This is a genomic window from Natronosalvus caseinilyticus, from assembly GCF_017357105.1.
GTDB classification, from domain to species: domain Archaea; phylum Halobacteriota; class Halobacteria; order Halobacteriales; family Natrialbaceae; genus Natronosalvus; species Natronosalvus caseinilyticus.
Genome location: NZ_CP071596.1, coordinates 1,045,357 through 1,057,465, shown reverse-complemented (window position 1 = coordinate 1,057,465; position 12,109 = coordinate 1,045,357). Strand labels below are relative to the sequence as shown.

Sequence of the window (12,109 nt, the reverse complement as noted above, 5' to 3'; positions counted from 1 at the left end):
ACGCTCGAGTTACCGTAGAATGGGCGATATCTAACATATATCTGTGGGTTGTACAGTGCCGGAATTCTTCGGGTCGATCCAGGTGAGTTCAGCCGAGACCGTCCTCGCCGTCAGACCGACTCGTCCGAGCGGGCGCGATCCGCCGACAGCGACCACGCCCACCGTACCCAGTAGCACCCGAGGATCGCGGCAACGACGATCCAGAGGGTGCCGAACGGGGCGTACCACTCGAGCACGTACGTCGGTGCGGCGGCGACGAACCAACCGGCGCCTACAGCTGCCACAATCGCGAGCGCTGTGACGAACAGGAGCCGATCGCTATCGGCGTCGGTCTCCCTCGAGCGCCACACCCGCCACACTCGAACCGAACCGAGTCTCCGAACGTCAGCGGAGACGAGCGCGACGGCGGCCGCGCTCGCGCCGACGGTCAGTGCGAGCGCGACGTCCAGGTCGAGGACGTATCCGCCGGCGAGGAGGTCCCCAATAGTCACCGGGACGAGCGGCAGCGCGAACGACAGCGCCGGGCCGCCGTTCCAGGCCGCGTAACAGAGCGGAATCAGCAGGATTGTCGGGGTGACGAGCGCGATAGCGATCGTTCTGACGGTGTCGAAGCCCACCGTCAGCGAGTCGAGGACGACGTCGTCGATCGTGACGCGTGCGCCGACGTGGCTGATCAGAAACAGCGCGAGGAGACCACACAGGTAGCCCCCGACGGCGACCGTCCGCCGGCGCTCGAGGCCGAGCCAGGGGTGGTCCAGGAGCTCGAGGACGGGGCCGGGCGTCGATCGCTCTGGGAGGGAGGGGGCGTCGGTGCTCACGAGTCCTCCACGATGAGCGTCGCGAATCCATCGTGGTCCGGGCCGGACTCGTTGGTCAGATCGATCGCACCGGGGAAGACTCGCCACCCAGCGGCGTCGAAGATCGCCTCGACGGTCTCTCGGCCCCGTTGGTAGGAGGCGATACCGTGTTTCGGACGGGCGCCGGTGTCCTCGTGGGCCTGCATCGAGACGACGTCCTCGAACGACCAGCACCGGACGTGGCGCCGACCGCTGGCCCCCCAGTAGGTCTGGGCGGCGGTCGCTTGCTGGCGAACGTACGAGTCGCTCTCCCGGTTCCAGGCGAATCGCGTGTATTCGACCGGGTTTCGGACCCAGCCCTCGTCGTCGAGGACGGTCATGACGCGCTCGAGGCCCGTCTCGCCGTCCGCAGCGGGGAGGAGCACGAGGTTGAACGGCGCCGTGGGGACGAACCCGTCGCGCGTCGGCGCGTAGTGGTGGCGGCCGACGGGCGTCTCGTCCTCGGTGGTGATTTCCGTGCCGATCCAGTCGGCGGCGGCCGCAGGTGGTTCGGCGCCCTCGACCGTGCCGTGGAGTGTAGTCGAGTGTGGGGGCGTTGGGAGGAGGGCGATACCGGTGGCCGTGCCGATGCCGGTCAGGCCGATTTTCCGCAGCAGGGACCGTCGCGTCGTCATCGTCGGCACTCGACCTCATTTACTATTGCAGCCGTAGCCGTGACTGAGACTGGGGCCGTCGCCACAGCCGTGGCTGCGACCGTCGTTGGCGGACGGTGGAGGGTCGGCCCGTCGCGGCCTCGAGACGGACGTCGTCCGGTTCGAGACACACGTTCGTTCGCTAACATTATATCGGAAATTCCAACCAGGGGTATTTATTAATTTCGTGTTTAACGTATCTCGTAATAGTCGGTTCGAACGACACGCGGGTCGTGGGGACGGAAATGCCAGGCGTTCAGCAACCTGGCCGTGACACCCGTTGCGCAACTGTTTTACCGCCTGCAGGGCCAGTACGAGGTACGAATGAGTGAACTGGAGGAGGAGTACCGACTCGAGTATTTCGAGGAGGAGGGGTTCGAGCGCAAGGAGTGTCCCTCCTGTGGGGCACACTTCTGGACGCGCGATCACAGTCGCGAGACCTGCGGGGAACCGCCCTGCGAGCAGTACGACTTCATCGACGAGCCGGGCTTCGCCGAGGAGTACACCTTAGAGGAGATGCGCGAGGCGTTCCTCTCGTTCTTCGAGGACCACGGCCACGAGCGCATCGACCCGTACCCGGTGGCGGCCAACCGCTGGCGCGACGACGTTCTCCTGACGCAGGCGTCGATCTACGACTTCCAGCCGCTGGTCACCTCGGGGAAGACGCCGCCGCCGGCGAACCCGCTGACCGTCAGTCAGCCCTGCATCCGGATGCAGGACATCGACAACGTGGGCAAGACGGGCCGGCACACGATGGCCTTCGAGATGATGGCCCACCACGCGTTCAACGTCCGCGAGGACGCCGAGGAGGAGTACGCCTACGAGGGCGAGGTCTACTGGAAGGACCGCACCGTCGAACTCTGTGACGAACTGCTCGACTCCCTGGGCGCGGACATCACCGACGTCACCTACATCGAGGATCCGTGGGTCGGCGGCGGCAACGCCGGGCCCGCCATCGAGGTCATCTACAAGGGCCTCGAGCTGGCCACGCTGGTCTTCATGTGCATGGAGCAGGACCCCGACGGCGAGTACGAACTCAAAGACGGGAACACCTACTCGTTCATGGACACCTACATCGTCGACACGGGCTACGGCCTCGAGCGCTGGACCTGGATGAGCCAGGGGACGGCGACGGTCTACGAGGCGATCTACCCCGAGATGATCGACTTCCTCAAAGACAACGCGGGGCTGGAGTACACTGACGAAGAAGCCGACCTCGTCGCCCGGGCGGCGCGGCTCTCGGGCCAGCTCGACATCGACGACGTCGACGACGTCGAGGCCGCCCGCGGCGACATCGCGGACGAACTCGGCGTCGACGTCGGTGACCTCCGCGACCTGGTGGAGCCACTCGAGCGAATCTACGCCATCGCCGACCACTGCCGGACCCTCGCGTACATGTTCGGCGACGGCATCGTCCCCTCGAACGTCGGCACGGGCTACCTCGCGCGGATGGTGCTCCGCCGGACGAAACGCCTCTGTGACACCGTCGGCGTCGACGCGCCGCTCGACGAACTCGTCGACATGCAGGCCGAGCGCCTGGGCTACGAGAACCGCGACACCGTCCGGGACATCGTCCGCACCGAGGTCGAGAAGTACCGCGAGACGCTCGAGCGCGGCGGCCGACGGGTCGAAGCCCTCGCTGCGGAGTACGCGAAGAAAGGCGAGTCGATCCCCCTCGAGGAACTGATCGAACTCTACGACAGCCACGGCATCCAGCCCGACATGGTCGAGGAGATCGCCACCGAGGCCGGCGCCGAGGTGGACGTGCCCGACGACTTCTACAGTCTCGTCGCCGACCGCCACGACACGACGACGGTCGAGGAAGCCACCGAGGAGGGCGACGAGCGATTCGCCGACCTCCCCGAGACGGAGAAACTGTACTACGACGACCAGCAGCGAACCCAGTTCGAGGCGGTCGTCCTCGACGTATTCGACCGCGAGGAGGGCTACGACGTCGTGCTCGACCAGACGATGTTCTACCCCGAGGGTGGCGGCCAGCCAGCGGACCGGGGCACGCTCTCGAGCGAGGAGAAGACCGTCGACGTGCTCGACGTCCAGATCGAGGACGGCGTCGTCACCCACCGGACCGACGAGGATCCGGGGAAGGGCGAGTTCGTCAAGGGACAGCTCGACGCCCCCCGTCGCCGGCAATTGATGCGCCACCACACGGCAACCCACATCGTCATGCACGCCGCCCGGCAGGTGCTCGGCGACCACGTCCGCCAGGCGGGCGCCCAGAAGGGCGTCGAGTCCTCGCGGGTCGACGTCCGTCACTACAACCGGATCTCCCGGGAGGCCGTCAAGCAAATCGAGCGCGTCGCCAACGGCATGGTGATGGACAACGTCTCCGTCGACCAGGAGTGGCCCCACCGACACGAGGCCGAGGCCGAACACGGCTTCGACCTCTACCAGGGCGGGATCCCGCCGGGAACGAACATCCGACTCATCCACGTCGCCGAGGACGTCCAGGCCTGCGGTGGCACCCACGTCGCCCGCACTGGCGACATCGGCGCGATCAAGATTCTGACCACCGAGCGCGTCCAGGACGGCGTCGAGCGACTCGTCTTCGCCGCCGGCGACGCGGCCATCGAGTCCACCCAGCGTACCGAGGACGCCCTCTACGGGGCCGCCGAGGCCCTCGACGTCTCCCCCGAGAACGTCCCGGAGACCGCCGAGCGCTTCTTCGAGGAGTGGAAGGCTCGCGGCAAGGAAATCGAGGACCTGAAAGAACAGCTCGCGACCGCCCGCGCCAGCGGCGGTGGCGGCGGCGAGGAGGTGGAGGTCGGCGAAACGACCGCCGTCGTCCAGCGAATCGACGCCGACATGGACGAGCTCCGGGCGACGGCCAACGCTCTCGCTGCGGAGGGCAAGCTCGCCGTCATCGGCTCCGGTGAGAGCGGCGCGCAGTTCGTCGTCGCTGTTCCCGACGGCGCCGACGTCAACGCCGGCGAGGTCGTCGGCGAACTCGCCTCGCGAGTCGGCGGCGGCGGCGGCGGTCCAGCCGACTTCGCCCAGGGTGGCGGGCCGAACGTCGACGCCCTCGACGAGGCGCTCGAGGACGCGCCCGACGTGCTCCGGCAGGTACTGGACGCCTGAGACGCGCTCGCCGTCACGGGACTCACTCGACCGACGGCAACACCAGTACCCGTGGGAGGCCAGGGTTTTTTACCACCGCTCGTCCCATGACCGACGACGATGGCGCTATTCGCGGAGTTTTCCGTTCCAACCGAGGCGTTTGCCCTCCACGAAACGCTCGAGGCCGAGCCTGGCGCCGTCGTCGAAATCGAGCGCGTCGCCGCCACCGAGGAACTCATCACGCCGTACTTCCGGGTCAGCGGCGTCGATCTTGACGCCTTCGAGGCCGCCGCCGCGGACGACCCGTCGGTCCGGGGACTCACGCGAATCGATCGGTTCAGGGAGGCGACGCTGTACCGGGCCGATCTGGTCCGAGACGTCGACGCGATCGTCTACGCGTACACGTCGACGGACGCGACGATCCTCGAGGCGTCGGCCCAGCACGACCGCTGGGAGCTTCGGATGCGATTTCCCGACGGCGACGCCCTCTCGCAGTTCAGTGCCTACTGTGAGGACCGCGGGATTCCGTTCGAACTCACGCGACTGTACGACCGGGCCAACCCCCAGTCCAGGGCGAAGTTCGGCGTCACGGCCAAGCAACACGAGGCGCTGTTGACCGCGTGGAAGCGCGGGTACTTCTCCTCGCCGGAGGTCACGCTCGAGGACGTCGCTGCGGAGTTGGACATCACGCCACAGGCGCTCTCGAATCGGTTGCGACGTGGCTACGAGTCGTTGATCGAGCACACGATCGCGATGACGGCACCGGAGGAGAGGGACTAACTACAGAAACTCGCGCACGTCGGAGTACCACATGTCGTGGTAGTCGACGTGACCGACGCGACGCCCGATCGACACCGCGAGGACGTGCCAGCACAGTGCCGTGGGGTCCTCGGGATCGAGGTTGAACTCGCTGTCCTTGCAGGTACACCCGCCGTCCTCGACGACGTACTCGTCCTCGTAACCCACGACGACGGTGAAATCCCGGTAGACCTTGACCCGGCCCTCTGCGACGGCCTCGATGGCGCGCACCCCGCGATCGCCGTGCAGGCGGGAGATGCGCTCGACGATCGAGGGGGAGAGTTCGCCGGCCTCCTCGAGGTCGGCCTGCCAGCGCTCGACGGGATCGGCGTTCGACTCGGGCACGTCCGGTACTCTCTGTCGGACCGTCATATCGGTTTGGGTGTCCGGACGGGAGCGTGGAAATCACACCGCTTTTCGCCCCCCGCCGTCGAGAACAGGTATGCGCGTGACGGAGGGTGGCGTCGAGTTCGAGGTTCCCGGCGAACAGACCGAAGGCGTCGAGGAGTCGGTGTTCTACAACCCCCGCCAGGAGCTGAATCGGGATCTGACGATCGCCGTCCTGCGAGCGTTTCGCGAGCGCCAACCGCGGACACGGCGCTACCTCGACGCGATGACCGCCAGCGGCGTCCGCGGCCTCCGGGCCGCGGTCGACGGCTGGGACGTCACCTGCTGTGACCGCGAGCCGGAAGCTGTAGACCTCGCCAGCGAGAACCTCGAGCGCGCCGGGTTCGAACTCGGAGTCGACGCCGAAGTCGTCCACCGGAACGTCAACGCCCTGATGCACGACGCCGTCTTCGACGTGATCGACCTCGACCCCTACGGCACGCCGATGCCGTTCGCCGACGCGGCATTCGCCCGGTGTCGCCACCTCGTCTGCGTCACCGCGACCGACACCGCGCCGCTGTGTGGCGCACACTTCAGGAGCGGGATTCGCTCCTACGGCGCCATCCCTCGAAATACCGAGTACCACACCGAGATGGGCGTCCGGACCCTGCTCTCGGGGCTCACCCGGAGCGCCGCCCGGTTCGACGTCGGCGTCACCCCGCTCCTCACGCACGCGACCAGCCACTACGTCCGCACGTTCCTCGAACTCGACCGGAAGCCGACCGCCGCCGACGCCAGTCTCGAGGAGCTGGGCTTCCTGGTTCACTGTGAGGACTGCCTGTACCGCGAGTACGCGTTCGGGCTGGCGCCCTCGGCCGACCTGCCGCTCGAGACGTGCCCCAACTGCGCGGGAGAGCGAATGCTCGCCGCTGGCCCGCTCTGGCTAGGTCCGATGCGGGATCGCGCGTTCGTCGCCGACGTTCGCGACCGAATCCCGGACGAGTTCGGGACCGCCGAGACGGGACGCGCGCTCCTCGAGACGCTCGCGGCCGAACTCGACGAACCGACCTACTACGACCAGCACAAGCTCTGCAAGAACTGGGGCCTGCCCGCTAACACGATGGCCGACTTCCTGGCCGATCTCGAGGCGGCGGGGTACGCGACATCGAAGACCCACTACGGCGGGACGACGTTCAAGACGAACGCCGGCGTGGGCGAGATTCTCGAGGCGACGAGGGCGAATCTGGAGTGAGCGTTCGGGTCAGGTTTCGTGCTCGACGTCTCCGTCCGCGTACAGCCGAACGAGTCCACACTCCGGACAGCACACCGCCTCGAGTTTCGTCGTCGACTCGAGGCCGAGTTTCCCGAGCACGCCATCGCGCTTGCCGCCGTCGATCCGGAGCCCGTAGCCGTTACCGGTCCGGACCGTCGTCTCCGCCATCGTCACGGCACAGTCGGGGCATCGACGCTGGTTCATGTCGCGTTCATTTGGCGTTCGGACAATAGGTCTGGTGGATACCAACGGTGAATCGACCGCTCGGCAGGATGGCGAGTCACGGGACGCGATGGCCGCAGGGCTATTACCCTCGCCGAGGAAGACCCACCCGTGATCGACCGTCGCCGCACGATTCAGCTCACCTATCGCATCCTCTCGCTCGCACGGGCCGAACAACTGACGCTGCTGTCGGCCGCCGTCGCGTTCTACGCCTTCCTCTCCCTCGTGCCGCTGTCGCTGCTGTCACTCGGGGTGGCGGCGTCGATCGGCGGCGAGCCGCTGGCAGCCCGGGTGGCCGCAGTCTCCGAAGACGTACTGACGCCCACGGCCCGACAGATCCTCGCGGAGACGCTCCTCGACGAAACCGGCCGACAGGGGGCGACGGCCATCGGGGCCGTCGGCCTCATCTGGGGCGCCAGTCGCGTCCTGCACGGCCTCGACCAGATGTTCTCGGCCGTCTACGGTACCGTGCGGTCGTCCTCACTGCTGGACACCCTCTGGGACTCGATGATCGTCCTGGTGGCCGCCACGCTCGGCTTCAGCGCGGTCACCGTCCTCGAGGTCGCCGTCGAGTTCGTTCCCGGGTTCTCTGTCGGCCTCCTCGGCCCGGTGTTCGTCCTGATTAGCCTCCTCGCCGCGTTCTTCCCGATGTACGTCGTCTTCCCGGACGTCCCGGTGAGCCTCCGGGAAGCCGCACCGGGGGCGATCATCGCCACGATCGGCTGGTTCGCGCTCGGGCAGGTGTTCTCACTCTACACCGCGTTCGTGGGCGGATTCAGCGTCTACGGCGTCCTCGGCGCCGTCTTGCTCGTGCTCATCTGGCTCTACCTCGGCGCCGCGATCGTCGTCTTCGGCGTCGTGGTCAACGCCGTCCTCGCCGGAATTGACGTGGATCGGCAGCTACAAAGTCACGGGCCACGACAGGTATCCACAGAAGCGATGTCCGAGGACGCCACTGGAGCCGACGAGCGAGACGGGCCAGCACGGGGGGCGAGCGAGCCGCAGTCACGATCACGTTCACGACAGCGCGAGGGATCCAGAACCCGCGACCGAGCGGACGATCCCGCCGCTCTCCGCGAGGAACTCCGCCAGCTCGAGGACCGGCTCGAGTCCTTCGAAACGTCGGTCGAGGACCGGACTGTCAGGCGCCAGTCCCTCGAGGCCGACCTCAAGCGGTACGTCCGTCGCCGCGTTCGCCGGGGCCACGCCCACGGCTGGGGGCCGTACCTCGTCTTGCTGTACGGCACCGCGATGACTCTGGGTGCGTTCTACTTCCTCGAGGGCCCATGGGCCGTGCTGGCGATGCTCGTCGTCTGGACGTCGACGCTCGGCGTCTACGTGCTGATGGTGCTGTTTGGCGCCGGCATTTCCGCGCTCGGTCTTCCGGGACGGCTCCGCAACCGAATCTCGGAGTGGCGCTCCTGAACGAAGACGGCTCGAGGAGGAACCGATGGACGACCGTGCACTCCTCTCGTCGGCACCATCCGACAGACGAAGAAGAACGAAAATAGCGAGCGACGCGGGCGGTGATCCAGTGAAGCGCTAGAACGTCTCGAGGTACCGGTCGAGTTCCCACTGAGAGACGTCGACCAGATACTCCTCGAACTCCTGGCGCTTCGCCTCGACGAACTTCGGTCCGACGTGGTCGCCGAGGGCGTCGTAGATGACCTCGTCCGCTTCGAGGGCGTCGACCGCCTCGCCGAGGTTCGTCGGCAGGGTCTCGATGCCGTACTCCTCGCGTTTCTTCCCGTCGAACTCGTAGATGTTCTCCCGGACTGGGTCGGGCGCCTCGAGGTCGTTCTCGATGCCGTCGAGACCCGCGTGGATCATGACCGCCAGCGCGAGGTAGGGGTTACACGAGGGATCGGGCGAGCGCAGTTCGATGCGAGAGGCCGCCGGCACGCGAGCGGCCGGCCTGCGGATGAGCGCCGAGCGGTTGCGATCGGACCACGCCACGTAGACCGGCGCCTCGTAGCCGGGCACCAGTCGCTTGTAGCTGTTGACGATCGGGTTCGCGATGGCCGTGATCGCCGGGGCGTGCTCGAGGACGCCCGCGAGGAACGACTTCGCCGTACTCGAGAGGTTGAACTCGTCGTCGCCGTCGTGGAACGCGTTCTCGCCGCCCTCGGTGAACAGCGAGATGTGGGTGTGCATCCCGGAGCCGTTGATCCGCGGGATCGGCTTCGGCATGAACGTCGCGTGATAGCCGTGCTGGGCCGCGATGGCGCGCACGACCGTCCGGAAGGTGCCGACGTTGTCGGCCGTGGTGAGCGCGTCGTCGTACTCGAAGTTGATCTCGTGCTGGCCCTCGGCGACCTCGTGGTGGCTCGCCTCGACCTCGAAGCCCATGCTCTCGAGGCCGTAGATGATGTCCCGGCGGACGTCGCTCGCGAGGTCCTTCGGCGCGAGGTCGAAGTACCCGCCGGCGTCGTTCGTCTCGGTCGTCGCGCCGCCCTCCTCGTCCTCCTCGAACAGGAAGAACTCGGGTTCAGGCGCGGCGTTGATCGAGTAGCCGAGGTCCTGGGCGCGGTCGATCGCCCGCTTCAGAATGTAGCGCGGGTCGCCCTCGAAGGGATCGCCGGTAGAGGTGTTGTAGACGTCACAGATCATCCGGGCCGAGGCGCTCTCGCCACTCTGTCTCCACGGGAGGATGGCGAACGTGTCCGGGTCGGGCACGAGGCGCATGTCCGATTCCTGGATCCGCACGAAGCCTTCGATCGAGGAGCCGTCGAAGTAGATTCCCTCGGTGAACGCCTTCTCGGCCTGGCGGGCCGGAACGGCGACGTTCTTGACGACGCCGAGGATGTCGGTAAACTGGAGCCGGAGGAAATCGACGCCCTTCTCCTCGATTTCGTCCAGCACCGCCTGTTCGGTCGGGGTGATGTTTCCGCTTGTCATCTTCTCGTCGTCCTCCTCAACGATGTCCACTACTAAAATCCTGCTGTTGTGAGCAAATCTCCCGTCTCTCGATCGAAAGTGGATATTCGTAAAGTTCTAATGGTGGGAGTGAGTTGGTAGACGTGATGACGTACGAAAATCTCGACGCAAAGTTAGTGAATGCACTTCTGGGCGACGGCCGGGCGAGCCTCCGGAGCCTCGCCGAGGATCTCGACGTCTCCGTGACCACCATCTCGAACCACCTCTCTGCCCTCGAGGACGAGGGCGTGATCCACGGCTACACCCCGAAGATCGACTACGACGCCCTCGACTACGACGTTACGGCCGTCATCCAGCTGAAAGTCGAGGGGAACGCCCTCCCGGACATTACCGAGACGCTCAAAGAGCACAAGCAGATGATCTCCGTCTACGAGGTCACCGGCGACTACGACGTCATCGCCGTCGGCAAGTTCACCGACACCGACGGGATGAACGACCAGATCAAAGCCCTCCTCACCGACCCCGACATCAAGGAGTCGAACACGAGCGTCGTCCTCAACGCCGTCTCCGAGAACGAGCAGTTCGAACTCGAGATCGAGGAGTAACGAGACGCTATCGCGAGTCGCGCTCTCGCGCCTCGATCGCGTACTTGATCGTCAGAAACTGTCGACCGAAGAGCCACATCTCGTGGCTGGCGCGCAGCCGGTCCTGGCCGTCGCTCGCGACCGGCCAGACGCGAAACCGCTGCTCCATCGGCAGGCGAATCGCCCCCAGCGGCGTCACGAGATAGAGACCGCCGTCGCCCGGCCCCCGCGTGGTGAAGGTCACCCCGGGCCCACCCACAGCGGACCCGAGCGAACACTGCTCCGGCCGAAGCACAGTCGAGAGGTTGCTTGCCGGCAGGGGAACGGCGACGTTCGCGTACGTGACGCCCGCTCGCTCGTGGGTCGCGTAAATCGCGACGAACACCGCCTCGCCGGAGTCGGGATCGGTGCGCGTCCAGACGCGACCACCGCGCGGGTCTGCCGACGTCGGAACCCGTGCCAGCCGGCTCTCGAGGCGACGAGTCCGCCCGTCGTTCCGTCCGGGGAGGTTGAGTTGCTCGAGGCGAGCGGTCGCGAACGAGGCGAGCCACGCGCCGAGGCGAAAGCCGCGGTGCCAGCGCGTTTTGTATGTGAGGTCGTAGTCGCTCGTCCGTTCGTAAAAGCGGCGGACTACGGGGTGGACGCCACCGGGGTCGAACGCATCGACCGGACCGGACTCGAGGTCGATTTCCTGGCGTTCGTAGACGTCGAAGTCCTCGAGTTCGCCCGCGACTGGGTCGGCCTCGAGTCCGTTCCTGGCTGCCCAGTCGGGGCCGACGTAGCGGCCGCCGAATAGCGGCGAGAACGGCCGGTCGGCGACGAAACGGGTTCGAACGGCACGCCAGCAGCCGACGAGCGCGACGGCGACGAGGAGCCAGCGCGGCCGTGACCGTGATCGCGAGCGTGAGCGTGAGCGTGAGCGAGCACCGCCAAGACGCCACCTCGAGGGTCCCATCGGTGAGCCATCGGGTCGCGGGCGGCTTATACTGTCGGCCTCCCTCGCGGCACCCGCCCGGCCGTTTCGCCGGTTTTTAAGTCACCCTGTCGAGTTGCCTCGGACATGAAGCGCATCATCAGCACGGACGACGCGCCGGCGGCCGTCGGCGCCTACAGCCAGGGAACGACCGACGACTCGATCGTCTTCACTGCGGGCCAGATCCCGCTCACGCCCGACGGCGACCTGCTCGACGACGAGCCGATCGACGTCCAGACCGAACAGGCCCTCGACAACGTCGAGGCCGTCCTCGAGGAAGCGGGTGCGACCATGTACGACGTGCTCAAGATGACCGTCCTCCTCGACGACATCGAGGAGTTCGAGGCGATGAACGAGGTCTACGCGGGCTACTTCGACGACGAGCCACCGGCCCGTAGCGCCTTCGAGGTCGCGAACCTGCCGAAGGGCGTCGGGATCGAGATCGAAGCGATCGCCAGCCTCGAGTAGTCGACCTGTGGTCGGAACCGTAA

The 12,109-nt window shown here is 66.7% G+C and carries 12 protein-coding genes; 6 read left to right on the top strand and 6 right to left on the bottom strand.

Translation table 11 applies throughout. The features are described from left to right. Positions 1-110: 110 nt before the first annotated feature. Entirely contained in the window at positions 111-818 is a 708-nt protein-coding gene (locus tag J1N60_RS05155) for a hypothetical protein (protein ID WP_312911234.1), read from the bottom strand. After that, positions 815-1,471: a hypothetical protein gene (locus J1N60_RS05150; protein WP_312911232.1), complete on the bottom strand. Its 657-nt coding sequence runs from the start codon at positions 1,469-1,471 to the stop codon at positions 815-817. The genes J1N60_RS05155 and J1N60_RS05150 overlap by 4 nt, the downstream gene beginning before the upstream one ends. A 342-nt stretch (positions 1,472-1,813) precedes the next feature. Between J1N60_RS05150 and alaS the strand changes: the two genes are divergently transcribed. Further along, complete coding sequence (gene alaS, locus J1N60_RS05145) at positions 1,814-4,585, top strand: alanine--tRNA ligase (RefSeq protein ID WP_312911231.1); 2,772 nt, start codon at positions 1,814-1,816, stop codon at positions 4,583-4,585. Between the two features lie 99 nt (positions 4,586-4,684). Further along, on the top strand, positions 4,685-5,344 hold the full coding sequence (locus J1N60_RS05140) for a helix-turn-helix domain-containing protein (RefSeq protein WP_312911230.1): 660 nt from the start codon (positions 4,685-4,687) through the stop codon (positions 5,342-5,344). Here J1N60_RS05140 and J1N60_RS05135 read toward each other — a convergent pair whose 3' ends face one another. Continuing rightward, positions 5,345-5,734, bottom strand: a complete 390-nt coding sequence (locus J1N60_RS05135) for a hypothetical protein (protein WP_425494450.1) — start codon at positions 5,732-5,734, stop codon at positions 5,345-5,347. It abuts the gene before it with no gap. Between the two features lie 70 nt (positions 5,735-5,804). Here J1N60_RS05135 and J1N60_RS05130 point away from each other — a divergent pair, with 70 nt between their 5' ends. Further along, on the top strand, positions 5,805-6,941 hold the full coding sequence (locus J1N60_RS05130; protein WP_312911229.1) for a tRNA (guanine(26)-N(2))-dimethyltransferase: 1,137 nt from the start codon (positions 5,805-5,807) through the stop codon (positions 6,939-6,941). A gap of 9 nt (positions 6,942-6,950) precedes the next feature. On the opposite strand, the gene J1N60_RS05125 is transcribed toward J1N60_RS05130, so the two are convergent. Next, positions 6,951-7,166 carry a hypothetical protein gene (locus J1N60_RS05125; protein WP_312911227.1) on the bottom strand — a complete coding sequence of 72 codons (216 nt, stop codon included), beginning with the start codon at positions 7,164-7,166 and terminating at the stop codon, positions 6,951-6,953. A 129-nt stretch (positions 7,167-7,295) separates the two neighbouring features. On the opposite strand from J1N60_RS05125, the gene J1N60_RS05120 reads away from it, so the two are divergent. Further along, entirely contained in the window at positions 7,296-8,609 is a 1,314-nt protein-coding gene (locus tag J1N60_RS05120) for a YihY/virulence factor BrkB family protein (protein WP_312911225.1), read from the top strand. Positions 8,610-8,726: 117 nt separating this feature from the next. On the opposite strand, the gene glnA is transcribed toward J1N60_RS05120, so the two are convergent. Further along, positions 8,727-10,082, bottom strand: coding sequence for a type I glutamate--ammonia ligase (glnA, locus tag J1N60_RS05115; protein ID WP_312912539.1), 1,356 nt, complete (start codon positions 10,080-10,082; stop codon positions 8,727-8,729). 125 nt (positions 10,083-10,207) lie between these two features. Between glnA and lrp the strand changes: the two genes are divergently transcribed. After that, positions 10,208-10,666 carry an HTH-type transcriptional regulator Lrp gene (gene lrp, locus J1N60_RS05110; protein WP_312911223.1) on the top strand — a complete coding sequence of 153 codons (459 nt, stop codon included), beginning with the start codon at positions 10,208-10,210 and terminating at the stop codon, positions 10,664-10,666. A 7-nt stretch (positions 10,667-10,673) separates the two neighbouring features. Here lrp and J1N60_RS05105 read toward each other — a convergent pair whose 3' ends face one another. Beyond that, positions 10,674-11,600, bottom strand: a complete 927-nt coding sequence (locus J1N60_RS05105; RefSeq protein WP_312911221.1) for a hypothetical protein — start codon at positions 11,598-11,600, stop codon at positions 10,674-10,676. Between the two features lie 105 nt (positions 11,601-11,705). Here J1N60_RS05105 and J1N60_RS05100 point away from each other — a divergent pair, with 105 nt between their 5' ends. Then, on the top strand, positions 11,706-12,086 hold the full coding sequence (locus J1N60_RS05100; protein ID WP_312911220.1) for a Rid family detoxifying hydrolase: 381 nt from the start codon (positions 11,706-11,708) through the stop codon (positions 12,084-12,086). Positions 12,087-12,109: the final 23 nt, after the last annotated feature.